The sequence below is a fragment of the Pseudomonas sp. HLS-6 TE3448 genome (genome assembly GCF_053629555.1).
In genome coordinates, this window is sequence record NZ_JBRJIO010000001.1 from 4,305,026 (window position 1) to 4,319,180 (window position 14,155).

Here is a 14,155-nt window from a genome sequence, read left to right on the forward strand (position 1 = left end):
AACAGGCTCACTCGGCAATAGGGTTGAAGGTGTAACGGCTGATGGTGTCCACCACGCAGCCAGGGCGCGCTTCGCCCTCGATTTCCACGGTGATGCGCACCACCAGTTGCACGGCTTCGCCAAGTTGCTCGGCGCGCACAATGACGCCATGCCCGCGTACACGCGAACCGACCTTGACCGGCGCGGGAAAGCGCACCCGGTCACTGCCATAGTTGACGCCCATCGCCATGTTTTCGAGGGTGAGCAACTGCGGCATGAACAGGTTCGCCAGTGCCTGGGTCAGGTAGCCGTGGGCGATACAAACGCCGAAAGGGCCGCTGGCGGCACGCACGGGATCGACATGAATCCACTGGTGATCGCCCGTGGCTTCGGCAAACAGGTTGATCCGCTCCTGGCTGATGCTCAGCCATTCGGTGTAGCCAAGATCGAGGCCCTCGGCCTCGAGCAACGCCTGGGCGCTGCTGAAGGTATGACTCATCACGGACTCCTCAGGCCTGCTGCGAACTGACGGACAACACTTCGCCAACCATGTAGGAGGCGTAGTCGCTGGCCAGGAACATCATCACGTTGGCCACTTCCCAGACTTCTGCCGCACGACCAAAGGCCTCGCGGTCCGCAAGACGGGCAAGCAGCTCCTCGCTGGAGGCTTTCTTGAGAAAGTCGTGCAGGGCAATCGAAGGCGAGACAGCGTTGATCCGAACCCCGAATTCCGCAGCCTCCAGGGCGCTGCAACGGGTCAGGGCCATCACCCCGGCCTTGGCGGCGGCGTAATGCGCCTGATCTTTCTGGGCGCGCCAGCCCAGTACCGAAGCGTTGTTGACGATGGCACCAGCACCACGCCGCTGCATGTGCGGGAGCATGGCGCGGGTCATGCGGAAGGTGCCGGTAAGCGTCACGTCGAGTACCCGCGACCATTCCTCGTCGCTCATGTCGACCAGCCGCTTCTGGCCACCGAGGCCGGCGTTGTTGATCAGCACATCGACACCACCCAGCAGGGTTTCGGCGCTGTCGACCAAGGCCTGAACCTCTTCCTCTACCGTGACATTGCACAGTTGGCCGTAAATGGCCTGTAAACCCGTCTCGGCCTTGAGCCGCTCCACCGCCTCTTCCAGGCGGCGCGGGTGCACATCCGAAATCATCAATGCCCGGCAGCCCTCTTCGGCGCTGCGGCGGGCCGCCGAATAACCGATACCCGCACCCGCAGCGGCGGTAATCAGTACGGACTTGCCGGCCAGCAGTTGATGGCCGGGTACATAAGGGGGAGCTTGTTTCACAGCGATTACCTCCGAAGAAATCAATACGCTGTCAGGTATAAAGCGCCGCCCCGGCGGGCACATCGTCAAAACGGGGTATGGCCGCATGAAGCGGCCATTTCAGGGCCGCTTCAACGGCCCCCGATTCAACTGCCCCAGACACGCTGGGCCGCAGGCGCTTCAGCAAGAATCGCATCGACGACGGGGCCAATTTCCTCGACCTGCCAAAGCCCGCCCTTGTCACGGGTGGTGCCGGTGCGCCAGCCATCGCCGAGGGAGATTCGCCCGCCCTGGCTCTCGAAGACCTGCCCCGTGACATGGGACGATTCAAGGCTGCCGAGCCAGACCACCAGCGGGGCGACGTTTTCCGGCGCCCAGGCATCGAAGCTGCCGTCCTCGGGCTTTTTCACCACGTCGGGCATGGCGCTCTCGGTCATGGACGTCCGTGCCGCCGGTGCCAGGGCGTTGGCGGTGACCCCATATCGAGCCAGCTCAGCGGCCTGCACCAGGGTCAGTGCGGCGATTCCCCCTTTGGCTGCGGAATAGTTCGACTGCCCGATCGAGCCCTGCAGGCCGGCACCGGAGCTGGTGTTGATGATCCGCCCAGCGACCGGGGTTCCCGCCTTGGCCTGGTCGCGCCAACGACGCCCCAACAGGTTTGCCAGGCAATAATGCCCCTTGAGGTGAACACGCATCACCGTGTCCCAGTCCTCTTCCGAGAGGCTGATAAACATTCGGTCGCGCAACACCCCGGCATTGTTGACCAGTACATGCACCTCACCGAAGGCCGCCAACGCGGCGTCGACGATACGCTGAGCGGTGTCCAGGGTTGTAATGTCGTCGCTGTTGGCGATGGCCTGGCCGCCACTGGCGCGGATCTCGCCAGCAACATCCTGCGCCGCGTCGGCACGGATATCGTTAACCACCACATTGGCGCCTTGCGCGGCGAACGCCAACGCGTAGGCGCGACCAAGCCCACCGCCAGCACCGGTAATGATCACGGTGCGGTCTGTGCAAATAGCCATGTTTGACTCCTTTGACTGCAAGGCCGCCCGCCCTGAGGGCGGCGGCACGGATTGATTGAGGGAACGGGACTACAGGCGCTCGATGATGGTGACGTTGGCCTGGCCACCGCCTTCGCACATGGTTTGCAGGCCATAACGGCCACCGCTGCACTCCAGTTCGTGCAGCAAGGTGGTCATCAACCGTGCTCCGGTGGCGCCCAGTGGATGGCCAAGGGCGATGGCGCCGCCGTTGACGTTGGTCTGCGCCGGGTCGTAATCCAGCTCCTTGGCCCAAGCCATGACCACCGACGCAAAGGCCTCGTTGATCTCCACCCGGTCGATATCAGCCATGCGCATGCCGGCCTTTTTCAGGGCGTGGCGCGTCGCCGCAATCGGGGCGGTCAAATGCCAGATCGGGTCATCACCCAACACCGTGAGGTGATGAATACGTGCCCGTGGCGTCAGGTCGTAGCGCTTGAGGGCGGCCTCCGACACCACCAGCAAGGCGGCCGAGGCATCACAGGTCTGGCTGGAGACGGCAGCGGTGATCGAAGGAAACTGCGGGTCTACCGGTTGCAGCTCGGCCATTTTTTCCAGGCTGGTCAGGCGCGGTGTTTCATCATGCTGCAGCCCCTGGCAGGCGACGATCTCGCGGGCAAAGCGCCCACTCTCGATGGCCGCCAAGGCGCGGTGATGGCTCTGCAGGGCGAACACTTCCATCTGCTCGCGGCTGATCTGCCAATGGTCGGCGATACGCTGCGCGGCGTAGAACTGGTTGACCGGCTGGTTGGCGAAACGCGAGCGCCAGCCTTCGCTACCGGAGAACGGGTCAGCAAAACCCAGCGCCTGCCCGGCCAGCATCGCCGAGGAAATCGGGATGCGCGTCATGGTTTGCACACCACCCACGGCAACAACGTCCTGGGTGCCACTCATCACCGCCTGCGCGGCAAAATGCAGCGCCTGCTGCGACGAACCGCACTGGCGATCGACCGTGGTACCCGGCACGTTCAGCGGCAACCCGGCAGCCAGCCAACTGGTGCGGGCGATATCCCCGGCCTGTGAGCCGATGGTATCGACGCAGCCAAAAATCACATCGTCATAGTCTTCGCCGGGAATGACGTTGCGCGCCACCAGTGCCTTGAGCACGTGGGCACCCAGATCAATCGCGTGAACCTCCGACAGCGCCCCTTTGCGCTTGCCGGTCGGGCTGCGCAGCGCATCGACAATATAGGCTTGTGCCATGAATCACTCCTCGAAGGTATGCCCTGGCCCGAGTCGGGCGCCGTCGGCGAACAGGTAGTCGCTGACACGCGACTTGTGGAAGGCACGGTCACCCCAGGATGCGTCGAGCGACCAGGCGCGTTTCATGAACATCTGCAAATCGACTTCCCAGGTGTACCCCATGGCGCCATGCACCTGGATACCCTTGCGCGCCGCCAGCCAGCTCGCTTCACAACAGGCCAGGCGCGCCTGGGAGACCCAGAGGCTGGCATTGCGCTCACCCCGGGCCAGGCCATGGGCGGCACGGTAGAGCACCGGTTTGGCCTGTTCGATTTGCCGGGCCACATCAGCCAGGTGGTGCTTGACCGCCTGAAAGCTGCCGATCGGTTTGCCGAACTGCTTGCGCTGGGCCACGTAGTCAACCGACAGGTCGAGCATGCGTTGCGCCAAGCCCAGCAGTTGCCCGGCCACCGACAACGCGCCACGGTCGAGCAACTGGGCCTGCAAGGCGCGCCCTTGCTCTGCGCTGGCGATCAATGTTGCCGGGCTGGGGTTCCAGGTCACCCGACCCAGGCGCCGCGAGGCATCGATACTCGGGTTGGCCTCGACATCAACCTCCGCCCGCGGCACGACATGAATGTCATCCCCATCAAGCAAGATCAGAACCTCGGCCAGTTGCGCATCGCTGACCAGCGGGTTGACCGGGTGACCGATGGCCAGGCGCAAGGTGCCCTCGGCGATACGGGGCAGCAGGCGAGCACGCGCCGGATGCGCTGGCGCCAGGCCTGCAAGCAGGCCCGTGGCGACATAAGCGGTGTCGGCCATGGAGTCGGGAATGGCGTAGTAGCCCAACTCCTGGGTCATCAAGGCCCACGCCACGTCATCCATGCCCAGGCCACCTTCAGCTTCGGGCACCGACAGTGCAGTAAGGCCCTGGGCGGCGATCTTGTTACGCAGGTCGGGCGAGCGCCCGGCATCGGTTTCCCAGATTTCGCGGAGCATTTCCGGCGCAGCTTCGGTCATCAGAAAACGGCTGATGGCTTCGCGAAACGTAAGCTGGTCATCGGTAAAAGTGAAGTCCATGGCCTGTTCCTTACTTCGGCAAGCCGAGCATCCGCTCGGCAATGATGTTGCGCTGGATTTCGTTGGTACCGGCATAGATCGGCCCGGACTGGGCGAACAGGAAACCCTCCAGCCAGCCCGCCGCATCGCCAGCGACAGGTGCAGTGGCCAGCAGCTCACCGCGCGCGCCGAGAATGCGCATGGCGGTCTCGTGCATCTTCAGGTCCAGTTCCGACCAGATGATCTTGTTGATGCTCGACTCGGCACCAATCGCCTCTCCCCGGCTCAGCCGACCGACGGTGTGGTACGCAGACAATGCGTAGGCCTCGGCGCCCATCCAGGTCTCAAGCACGGCATCACGCAGGCCGGGGTCGCGGTCGGCGCTTTCGCGGTTGGCCTTGTACAGTTCGACCAGCTTGCGGGCGGTGTGCTGGAAACGTGCCGGTGAACGCAGCAGCAACCCGCGCTCAAAACCGGCAGTGGCCATCGCTACATGCCAGCCTTGCCCCTCGGCACCAATACGGTTGCCGACCGGCACCCGCACGTCGTCGAAAAACACTTCGGCGAACGCGTCCTTGCCATTCAGGGCCTTGATCGGGCGAATACTCACCCCCGGCGCATTCAGCGGCACCATCAGGAACGACAGGCCGTGGTGCCGGGTGGAGCCCGGTTCGCTGCGGAACAGTCCGAACAGCCAGTCGGCAAAGATCGCCCGGGTAGACCAGGTTTTCTGACCGTTGATGACGTAGTGTTCACCCTCAAGTACCGCCTTGCTGGTGATCGCCGCCATATCAGAACCGGCATTAGGCTCCGACCAGCCCTGGGCCCACATGTCAGCACTGGCCGCCATACGCGGCAGAAAGCGTTGTTTCTGCTCGGTGGTGCCGAACTCCATCAGCGTGGGGCCCAGCAGTAACTGGCCGTTCTGGTTGACGCGCATCGGCGCCCCGGCACCGTAGTACTCTTCCTCGAAGATCAGCCACTCGATAAGGTCGCAACCACGGCCCCCCAGTTCAGAGGGCCACATCACCATCGACCAGCGACTGTCAAACAGCTTCGCCTCCCAGGCGCGGTGCTGCTCAAAGCCTTCGCGGGTGTCGTAGCTGGCCAGCGGTTCACGCGGCAGATTGTCTGCCAACCACGCGCGGACTTCGGCGCGGAAGGCTTTTTGTTTTGGCGTGTAAGTCAGTTCCATGGCGTTCTCTCAGAACTTGGCGTCGCGTTTTTCGACAAAGGCCCGACGGGTCTCCGCCGAATCGGGGCTGCTGTAGGCCTGTAAAGTGAAGCCCTGCTCCCAGCGGTATTTGTCTTCCAGGTTGCCGTCTTCGATACCGTTCAAGGCCTCCTTGGCAATGCGGATCATCCCCGGGCTTTTCGCCGCGATGCGCGCAGCGATTTCCAGTGCGGTTTCACGCAGTTGATCCTTCGGCACTACCTGTTCGATAAAGCCGTATTGCTGAGCCTCGATGGCACCAATCGAGGCGCCGGTAAAGAACAGGTAACGGACCTTCTGCACCGGAAACAGCCGCTGCAAATGCGCGCCGCCGCCCATGGCGCCGCGATCGACCTCCGGCAACGCAAAGGTTGCGCATTCGGAGGCCACGACAATATCGGCCGCGCCGGTAATGCCGATGCCACCACCGAGCACGAAACCGTGCACAGCGACGATCACCGGCACCGGGTTGCGGTGTACGGCCTTGAAGGTCGCGTAGTTGCCCGCGTTGACCTCGACAATGCGCTCCGGGTGAGCGTCCAGTTCCTTGATATCCACCCCGGCGCAGAACCCCCGGCCTTCGGCGCGGATGACGATGACGCGCACCTCGGGGTTGGCTCCGAGCGCTTCGATCTGCTTGGCCAATGCCAGCCACTCCTGGCTGTCGAGTGCATTGACCGGTGGTTTGGCGATCACAAGTTCCGCGATCCCCTGATTGAGCTGCGTGGTAAAGGCCTGGTTCACAGGGGTTCTCCAATGCTGGCGGGATGATGGGGTTGGCACGGCTCGGCGGTGGGCTGGCAACGGGCCAGGAGCGCGTCGAGGCACTGTTCGGCTTCATCGGCGATGCCTTCGATCACCTGGCGGCAACTCAGCAGCTCATCGATGGCCGCAGCCACTTGGCCGCTGGGCAAGATGCCTTCGTCCGGGTGCCCATCGACCATCGAACGCTGCAGCAGCACCGGCTGGTTGGCAGCCATGACCACCTGCGACAAGGCGGACGGGTCTTCGCGCAGCGACCGGAAGAACACCCCGGCCATATGCGCCAGGCTCATGCCAGTCTGCTGTTTCCACTGCCAGGCACTGCCCAGGGCAATGCGCAACCGGCCAAAAGGCCCGGCCCGCTCCAACTCATTGATAAACCGGTTTTCGATCATTCGGTGGCGCATGCCGTCCACCGCAGTGGTAACCCGCACCTGCTGTGGATCGGCCACCTTCAGGTAACGCTCAAGCGTCGCACGCGGGGTTGGCGACTCGCGGGTCATCAGAAACCGCGTACCCATGGCAATCCCGCTGGCACCTGCCGCCAGCACCGAGGCCAGGCCGCGCCCGGTGGCATAGCCGCCAGCGGCAATCACCGGTACGTTGACCGCCGCCAAGACTTGCGGCAACAGGATCGAACTGGGCACGCCGCCGGTGTGGCCACCGCCCTCGCCGCCCTGAATAGTGATGAGGTCGGCACCCAGTTCCACCGCCTTCAGCGCATGCTTGAGCGCACCAACCGTCGGGATGCACAGCACCTTGGCCGCCTTGAAACGGGCGATGGTCTGTTTGTCCGGCCCACGGCCATAACTGACGGCACGCAAGCGGTACTGGATGGCCAGGTCAACGCATTGCGCAGCGTTGTCCTGAAACATGTGGAAATTGAGCCCGAAGTTGCTGCCACCGGTGGCGTCGATCACCTTGCGGATCTCGCCTTCGAGCTCATCCGCGGGAATGGTCGCGCCCGCCAGGAAACCGAAACCGCCGGCCTGAGTGGTGGCGATCACCAGGTTGGCGTCGGCGACCCAGCCCATGGCGGTTTGCACGATCGGGTAACGACAGCCCAGGGCCTCGGTCAGCGGTGTGTTCAACCAGCGACTCATACGGATTTATCCTCGGCTGTGGCCGCCCGCTTGTTGGCCTGGGCCATGCCTTTGGCATCGAAGCCGCCGAGCTTGTCGCCGGAGAGCAATTCGTTGTGGGCATGGGCGAAGTGGTGCCAGGCAAACGCCGCGTCCATGGCAGTGCGCTTGCCTTGAAGGTCCTCGACATGGTTGATGGCCTGCTTGGTCAAGGCCAGGCCCATGCGCGGTTGTCGGGCAATACCGGCGGCCAGCGCGTAGGTCGCCTGTTCCAGTTCCTCGCCCGGCACCAGCCGATTGACCATGCCCATCTGATAAGCCCGTGCGGCGCTCATGCGGTCACCGCAGAACAGGAATTCCTTGGCGATGCGCGGGTTCAACTCGTACGGATGGGCGAAATACTCAACGCCCGGAATGCCCATGCGCACCACCGGGTCCTGGAAGAACGCGTCCTCACTGGCGACAATCAGGTCGCAGACCCACGCCAGCATCAGCCCACCGGCCACACAGGCGCCCTGGACCATGGCAATGGTCGGCTTGGGCAGGTCACGCCAACGGCGGCACATGCCCAGATAGACTTCCTGTTCTCGGGCGTACAATTGCTCCCCGCCCGGCTTGTTGGTGTGGTCCCACCACAGGTGCGCCCGCTCGAACGGTTTGTTGATATCCCGCCCTGGGGTACCAATATCGTGCCCTGCCGAAAAATGCTTGCCGTTGCCGCGCAAGACGATGACCTTGACGCTGTCGTCGTCGACCGCCTGGCGAAAGGCGGCGTCCAGCGCATAGGTCATCTGCGAGTTTTGTGCATTGTTGAAGGTCGGTCGGTTCAGTGTCAGCGTGGCAATACCCTCAGCCACGCCGTACAGCACCGGTGCATCTGTCTCATAGACCGCCTGGTCTTCGCGGACGACGAATTCACTGTCGCGGCTGTGCATGTTCGCTGTCCTCGCCTCAGGCCGTACGGATACCGGCCGGGTTGCCCTTGATCGCCGAGGCCCGGTAATCGTGGGGGTCAAGTCGGCGGATCAGCGCCAACTGTTCAGCGCTGGGGTGCGCGGTTTCCTGCAGGTGCGCAGACTTGAGCAACGGGAAGCCGGTCTTGTCCTGAACCTCGTCGAAACTCACCCCGGGGTGCAGGGTGCGCACTTGGGCGGCACGTTGCGGGCCGTCGAAATCCAGGGTGCAGAGGTCCGTGACCACCCGGCGAATGTCCATCAGGTCGCGGCGAACCCCCTCAGGCCAGCGCTCGGCCTTGAAGCCGACGCCCGAGACCATATCCACTTCACCACTGACGAACACCCGTGTGTTGTGGTTGGGCACAAAGAACGAATTGAGGTGGTTGATGCTGTTACCCGGCAAGCCGCGCACCCCCAGAATCGCGGTCTTCGGCTTTTGGTAGTCGCCGACGCACGACAGGTTGGTCTGGCCCCAACGGTCGATCTGGGTTGGCCCGATCATCGCGTGACGGCGGCCGCCCCAGACGCATTCGAACACACGCTCAAACGACAGATAGCCCGAGTAGCGCGGCACGAAATCGCCACGCGGCCCAAGCGGGATCGGCTCTTCGACCAGGAAGGCCTCGCTGTCGGTCATCAGCAGTTCAGGGCTGTGGGTCAGCTTGGCCAGGCTTGCGCCCAAACGGGGGATCACGCCCAGGCCCGAGGCGATCACCTCGCCATTACCGCGCCAGGCTTCGGCTGCGGCGACAATCATCAATTCCGCGAGGGTGAAATCACAGGTTGCAGACATTGTTCATACCCCTCAGAACACGGGTAGGGGCAAGGCGCCCATGCGTACGGCACCGCCGTTCTGCGCTTGATAGGCCTGCTCGCCACCCGCCACGTAAGTCTCGACATAGGCGTGCCAGCCGTTTTCTTCCTGGCTGCTGGCGACATAGCGCTTGAGATGTTCCAGGTCCCAGCCGTAATCCGACGGGCAGGAGGTCGGGTGCGCACCCAGCGGCGCATGCACCACACCGCTCACCAGATAACGCTCGAAGGTATTGAAACGGGCCAGTTCGGCACTCAGCTCAAGGCGCTCTTCAAGCGTTTCGCACGAGACAAAGCACTGCGCGGCGGCACGGGCGAACAGGTGATCGAAATACGGGTCTGGCCCGGTCACAAGGCAGTTGCCCAGGCGGTCCGCGACGTTGACATGCAGGAACGCCACATCGAGGTTCAACGCGGGCATCGCCAACAGCACTTCACCATCGGCATAGGGCGACTGAATCGTCTTGAGTTCCGGGTTGAGACGGGTCACATCGGTGGCCAGCCCGCATCGGGTCGGCAGGAACGGCAAACGCATGCCGGCAGCGCGCAGCCCCCACTGGAACATCCCTTCATCCAGTTCAAGCAGTTCCAGCTCACCGGCTTCACGGGCCTTGCGGTAGTAAGGTTCGAGCGGAATAGCGTCGAGGGTGGCGAAACCGAACACCAGCTTGCGCACCTTGCCCGCCGCACAGAGCATGCCCACTTCGGGGCCGCCGTAGGCAACCACGGTCAGGTCCTTGACTGGCGAACGGAGAATCTCGCGGACAATCGCCATCGGCTTGCGCCGCGGCCCCCATCCACCGAAACCGATGGTCATGCCGTCACGCAATTGAGCAACCGCATCGGCCGCTGTCAGTTGTTTGTTCATGTGCAGGTTCCTTACTGTTGGCCGACCGAAAAGTCGTGCCCCCAAATGCTCACGCGGGTGAATTCGAATGCCGAGTGCTCGGCCCAATCGACTTGCAACCCGCCGTAGCCGTATTCCAGGTCAAAGCCGGACGGCGTCTTCATGTAGAAACTGGTCATGCGGTCGTTCAGGTGCTGCCCCAACGTCGCCGACAGGCGCACGTCATGTGCCAGCAGGCGGTCATGGGCACGGCCAACCTCGGTCATCGAGTCAACCTCGACCATCACGTGCACACAGCCCGACGGCACCGGGTACTCGGCCAGCGCCAGGCTGTGGTGCCGGGCATTGCGGCAATGCAGGAAGTGGATACGGATCGGCGCGGCCGCCGGATCAGGACGGAAGTTGAAAATGTCCGACAGGCCAAAGCCGAGGACGTCCTTGGCGAACGCCAGCGTTGCGTCGAAGTTCGGTGCCGGCAGCACGGTGTGCCCCAGCCCCATGTCGCCGGTAACGAAACGCGGCACCCCCTGGGGCGAGACGAACGGCTGGCAGTCGGAGCGATGCCCCCAGCTCAACTCATGACGGTTGCCGGACGGGTCGACCAGCGTCGCCAGTGCCTGCACGCCACGCTGCTCGACCTGCGCGGCACTGCCCAGTTCCCACTCAACGCCGGCCTGGGTCAGGTGCTGAAGTGCATCACTGAACGCCTGCTCGGAACCCAACTCCCAACCGGAGGCCAGATAACGCGCTTCGCTGCCCTCGACGATCAGCATGCGGAACGGCCGCTCGTCCATTTTCACGTACAGGCCGCCACCTGGCGCCGGATGGACCTGCATACCGAGGACGTCCTCGGCGTAACGCTGCCACTGGCTGAGGTTCTCGATCTGCGAGACGAAATAGCTCAAACCGCGAATGTCGATCATGCCTATGTTCCTCAATGGCTGAGTTCATTGCCTGATGAACATTGTGCAAACCCACGGCGCTGCCTTCATCGTCCGTTGAGACTACGCAACTTGGCCATTCCAGGGCCCTTGGGTAGATGGCGGACTAGTCCGTTTCAATGATTCGGCTAAAAGCCCCACAACCCTAGACTCGGGCATCCATCCGCCCAGCAGAGACAGCCCCATGGAGTTCGCCTTTACTCAAGAACACGAGATGATTCGGGACAGCGCGATACGCTTTCTGACACAAGTCAGCGACTCGCATGCGGTACGCGCCGCCATGAGCCGCCCTGACGGCTACGACCCAGCCGTCTGGCAACGCATCGGCCAGGAGCTGTACTGGCCCGCCCTGATGGTGCCCGAAGCCTTGGGCGGCATGGGCCTGGGCTTTGTCGAGCTGGCGATCCTGCTCGAACAAAGCGGCCGCTACCTGCTCTGCTCACCGCTGTTTGCCACCACCTGCCTGGCGACCCCAGCCCTGCTGCTGGGCGACAACGCCGCATTGCAGGCCACCTGGCTCAGCGCCATTGCGGCCGGCACGACCACTGCCAGCCTGGCCTTCGCCAGTGGCCCGGGCCTGGACGCCAACAGCGTGCAGACCGAGGCCCGCCCCTGCACCGGCGGTTTTCGCCTCACAGGTACCTATACCCAAGTGATCGATGGGGCCCAGGCCGACCTGCTGATCGTCGCGGCGCGTACCCCTGGCAGTCAGGGCGAACACGGCATCAGCCTGTTCGCACTGCCTGCGGATACCGCGGGCGTCGTGTGCCAGGCACTGCCGACGCTGGATCAAACCCGGCGCCTGGCACGGATCGAACTGCACGCGGTAGAGGTGAGCGACGCCCAGTTGCTGAGCGCAACCGGCCAAGGCTGGCCGTTGCTGCGTGACACCTTGCAGATCGCCGCCATCGGCCTGGCTGCCGAACAGACCGGCGGCGCGCAACAGGCCCTCGACCTGACCTTGGCCTACACCGCCGAACGCCGGCAGTTCAGCCGCAGCATCGCCAGCTTCCAGGCCATCAAGCACCGCTGCGCCGACATGATGCTGCAGGTCGAATGCGCCCGCTCGGCAGCCTACTACGCCGCTTGCGTAGCCCAGGAGCGCCTTGATCCAGCGGGCGATGCCGCCGTCTCGAGCGAGCTCGATGCAGCCGCCGCAACGGCCAAGATCCACGCTAGCGAAGCGTTCTTCCACTGCGCCGCCGAGTCCATTCAGCTGCACGGCGGCGTTGGCTTCACCTGGGAATATGACCCGCACCTGTACTTCAAGCGGGCCCGTGCCAGCGAGCAGTTGCTGGGCACACCCGCATTCCACCGCGAGCGCCTGGCCGCGCATCTATTTGGAGAGCAACCATGAAAATCGGTTTCAACAACGAAGATGAAGCGTTCCGTCGACAGGTTGCCCAGTGGATGACCGAACACCTGACAGGCGACTTCGCACCCCTGCGTTTTCGCGGCGGCCCTGGCGACGAGCACAGCTTTCCTGCCGAACGCAAAGCCTGGGAGCGAACACTGGCCGCTGGCGGCTGGATCGGTGTGGGCTGGGCCAAGGAGCACGGTGGGCGCGGTCTGAGCATCAGCCAGCAGGTCATTTTCCATGAAGAATACGCGCGCGCCGGCGGTCCTGGACGCATGGGCCACATCGGCGAAGGCCTGGTCGGGCCGACACTCGCCGCGTTCGGTACCCCAGCCCAGCAGCAGCGGTTGCTGCCGGGCATCCTCAACGGTACTGAATTCTGGTGCCAGGGCTATTCCGAGCCCGGTGCCGGCTCTGACCTGGCAAACGTGCAAACCCGCGCCCGGCTTGATGCCGCCGGCGAGCACTGGCTGATCAGTGGCCAGAAAGTCTGGACCTCACTGGCCCACGAGGCCGATTGGTGCTTCGTCCTGGCCCGAACCGAGCCGGGCAGCAGCGGGCATCATGGGCTGTCGTTCCTGCTGGTGCCGATGGCCCAGGAGCAAATCCGTGTGCAGCCTATCCAGCAACTGACCGGTACCAGTGAATTCAATGAAGTGTTCTTCGACCAGGCCAGCACCTCGGCTGACAACCTGATCGGACAACCCGGTGATGGCTGGAAAATCGCCATGGCCCTGCTGGGTTTCGAACGCGGGGTATCGACGCTGGGTCAGCAGATGCAGTTCCAGAACGAACTTGACGAGATCATCCGCATTGCCCGTGACAACGGCGCCTCCCGCGACCCGTTGCTGCGACAACGCATTGCCCAGGCCTGGGCCGGGCTCAAGGTGCTGCGCTACAACTCGCTACGGATGCTGTCCGGGCCGCAGGACGGCAGCCTGAGCCGCGAGGCCATGATCTATAAACTGGCCTGGTCGTCCTGGCATGCCGACCTGGGCAAGCTGGCCATGGACGTGCTGGGCAGCGAGGGGGAGATTCTCGAAGGTGCGCCTTACCAATTGAGCCGGTTGCAGTCGCTGTTTCTGTTCACCCGTTCCGACACGATCTATGGTGGCAGCAACGAGATCCAGCGCAATGTCATCGCTGAACGGGCCCTGGGGATGCCACGCGAAGCGCGTGTGCGTGGTTGATACACAGGTTCTGGGGCAGTGCATACGTGGCGCCTGCATCGCGGGCAAGCCCGGCTCCTACAGGGATCTGCGAAGAGCACTGCTTTTCTGTTGGAGCTGGCTTGCCTGCGATGGCGTCAGCGCGGTGTCAGTACGTGCGCGGCGTCTGCATCGCGGGCAAGCCCGGCTCCTACAGGGATCCGCGCAGGGCACTGCTTTTTCTGTTGGAGCAGGCTTGCCTGCGATGGCCTTGGCGGGGTGTCAGTACGTGCGCGGCGCCTGCATCGCGGGCAAGCCCGGCTCCTACAGGGATCTGCGCAGGGCACTGCTTTTCTGTTGGAGCAGGCTTGCCTGCGATGGCGTCAGCGCGGTGTCAGTACGTGCGCGGCGCCTGAATCGCGGGCAAGCCCGGCTCCTACAGAGATCTGCGCAGGGCACTGCTTTTCTGTTGGAGCAGGCTTGCCTGCGATGGCGT

14 protein-coding genes are annotated in these 14,155 nt (G+C 63.7%); 2 read left to right on the forward strand and 12 right to left on the reverse strand.

Annotation, left to right across the window (positions count from 1 at the left end):
• Positions 1-7: 7 nt before the first annotated feature.
• The 12 genes from AB7M23_RS19650 to AB7M23_RS19705 all read right to left on the reverse strand — a co-directional run bounded on the left by AB7M23_RS19650 (position 8) and on the right by AB7M23_RS19705 (position 11,136).
• Positions 8-478: a MaoC family dehydratase gene (locus AB7M23_RS19650; RefSeq protein WP_099775131.1), complete on the reverse strand. Its 471-nt coding sequence runs from the start codon at positions 476-478 to the stop codon at positions 8-10.
• A 10-nt stretch (positions 479-488) separates the two neighbouring features.
• Complete coding sequence (locus AB7M23_RS19655; RefSeq protein WP_454241776.1) at positions 489-1,274, reverse strand: SDR family oxidoreductase; 786 nt, start codon at positions 1,272-1,274, stop codon at positions 489-491.
• Between the two features lie 125 nt (positions 1,275-1,399).
• Complete coding sequence (locus tag AB7M23_RS19660) at positions 1,400-2,278, reverse strand: SDR family oxidoreductase (protein ID WP_454241777.1); 879 nt, start codon at positions 2,276-2,278, stop codon at positions 1,400-1,402.
• A 69-nt stretch (positions 2,279-2,347) separates the two neighbouring features.
• Positions 2,348-3,499 carry an acetyl-CoA C-acetyltransferase gene (locus tag AB7M23_RS19665; RefSeq protein ID WP_099775134.1) on the reverse strand — a complete coding sequence of 384 codons (1,152 nt, stop codon included), beginning with the start codon at positions 3,497-3,499 and terminating at the stop codon, positions 2,348-2,350.
• A 3-nt stretch (positions 3,500-3,502) separates the two neighbouring features.
• Positions 3,503-4,561: an acyl-CoA dehydrogenase family protein gene (locus AB7M23_RS19670; RefSeq protein WP_099775135.1), complete on the reverse strand. Its 1,059-nt coding sequence runs from the start codon at positions 4,559-4,561 to the stop codon at positions 3,503-3,505.
• A gap of 10 nt (positions 4,562-4,571) precedes the next feature.
• The gene (locus tag AB7M23_RS19675; protein WP_099775136.1) at positions 4,572-5,735 is read right to left on the reverse strand and encodes an acyl-CoA dehydrogenase family protein; all 1,164 of its coding nucleotides are present in this window, start codon (positions 5,733-5,735) and stop codon (positions 4,572-4,574) included.
• Between the two features lie 9 nt (positions 5,736-5,744).
• Positions 5,745-6,497 (reverse strand): enoyl-CoA hydratase family protein, encoded by a 753-nt coding sequence (locus AB7M23_RS19680; RefSeq protein WP_065761509.1) that lies wholly within the window; start codon positions 6,495-6,497, stop codon positions 5,745-5,747.
• A complete protein-coding gene (locus AB7M23_RS19685; protein ID WP_099775137.1) occupies positions 6,494-7,618 on the reverse strand; it encodes an NAD(P)H-dependent flavin oxidoreductase in 1,125 nt (374 codons plus the stop codon). The genes AB7M23_RS19680 and AB7M23_RS19685 overlap by 4 nt, the downstream gene beginning before the upstream one ends.
• A complete protein-coding gene (locus tag AB7M23_RS19690; protein ID WP_102051472.1) occupies positions 7,615-8,532 on the reverse strand; it encodes an enoyl-CoA hydratase in 918 nt (305 codons plus the stop codon). Before AB7M23_RS19690 ends, AB7M23_RS19685 begins: the two co-directional genes overlap by 4 nt.
• A gap of 16 nt (positions 8,533-8,548) precedes the next feature.
• Complete coding sequence (locus tag AB7M23_RS19695; RefSeq protein WP_065761512.1) at positions 8,549-9,346, reverse strand: CoA-transferase subunit beta; 798 nt, start codon at positions 9,344-9,346, stop codon at positions 8,549-8,551.
• A gap of 12 nt (positions 9,347-9,358) precedes the next feature.
• Entirely contained in the window at positions 9,359-10,234 is an 876-nt protein-coding gene (locus AB7M23_RS19700; protein WP_454241778.1) for a CoA transferase subunit A, read from the reverse strand.
• Positions 10,235-10,245: 11 nt separating this feature from the next.
• Positions 10,246-11,136, reverse strand: coding sequence for a VOC family protein (locus AB7M23_RS19705; RefSeq protein WP_065761514.1), 891 nt, complete (start codon positions 11,134-11,136; stop codon positions 10,246-10,248).
• Positions 11,137-11,338: 202 nt separating this feature from the next.
• Between AB7M23_RS19705 and AB7M23_RS19710 the strand changes: the two genes are divergently transcribed.
• Together AB7M23_RS19710 and AB7M23_RS19715 are read left to right on the forward strand one after the other, a co-directional pair.
• Entirely contained in the window at positions 11,339-12,511 is a 1,173-nt protein-coding gene (locus AB7M23_RS19710) for an acyl-CoA dehydrogenase family protein (protein WP_454241779.1), read from the forward strand.
• Positions 12,508-13,701, forward strand: a complete 1,194-nt coding sequence (locus AB7M23_RS19715; protein WP_454241780.1) for an acyl-CoA dehydrogenase family protein — start codon at positions 12,508-12,510, stop codon at positions 13,699-13,701. Before AB7M23_RS19710 ends, AB7M23_RS19715 begins: the two co-directional genes overlap by 4 nt.
• Positions 13,702-14,155 lie beyond the last annotated feature (454 nt).

What these genes read in the sequence shown, in the direction of transcription:
- AB7M23_RS19650 (WP_099775131.1), bottom strand. Translation starts at nt 478, where the DNA reads ATGAGTCATACCTTCAGCAGCGCCCAGGCGTTGCTCGAGGCCGAGGGC.
- AB7M23_RS19660 (WP_454241777.1), bottom strand. Translation starts at nt 2,278, where the DNA reads ATGGCTATTTGCACAGACCGCACCGTGATCATTACCGGTGCTGGCGGT.
- AB7M23_RS19665 (WP_099775134.1), bottom strand. Translation starts at nt 3,499, where the DNA reads ATGGCACAAGCCTATATTGTCGATGCGCTGCGCAGCCCGACCGGCAAG.
- AB7M23_RS19670 (WP_099775135.1), bottom strand. Translation starts at nt 4,561, where the DNA reads ATGGACTTCACTTTTACCGATGACCAGCTTACGTTTCGCGAAGCCATC.
- AB7M23_RS19675 (WP_099775136.1), bottom strand. Translation starts at nt 5,735, where the DNA reads ATGGAACTGACTTACACGCCAAAACAAAAAGCCTTCCGCGCCGAAGTC.
- AB7M23_RS19685 (WP_099775137.1), bottom strand. Translation starts at nt 7,618, where the DNA reads ATGAGTCGCTGGTTGAACACACCGCTGACCGAGGCCCTGGGCTGTCGT.
- AB7M23_RS19690 (WP_102051472.1), bottom strand. Translation starts at nt 8,532, where the DNA reads ATGCACAGCCGCGACAGTGAATTCGTCGTCCGCGAAGACCAGGCGGTC.
- AB7M23_RS19695 (WP_065761512.1), bottom strand. Translation starts at nt 9,346, where the DNA reads ATGTCTGCAACCTGTGATTTCACCCTCGCGGAATTGATGATTGTCGCC.
- AB7M23_RS19700 (WP_454241778.1), bottom strand. Translation starts at nt 10,234, where the DNA reads ATGAACAAACAACTGACAGCGGCCGATGCGGTTGCTCAATTGCGTGAC.
- AB7M23_RS19705 (WP_065761514.1), bottom strand. Translation starts at nt 11,136, where the DNA reads ATGATCGACATTCGCGGTTTGAGCTATTTCGTCTCGCAGATCGAGAAC.
- AB7M23_RS19710 (WP_454241779.1), top strand. Translation starts at nt 11,339, where the DNA reads ATGGAGTTCGCCTTTACTCAAGAACACGAGATGATTCGGGACAGCGCG.
- AB7M23_RS19715 (WP_454241780.1), top strand. Translation starts at nt 12,508, where the DNA reads ATGAAAATCGGTTTCAACAACGAAGATGAAGCGTTCCGTCGACAGGTT.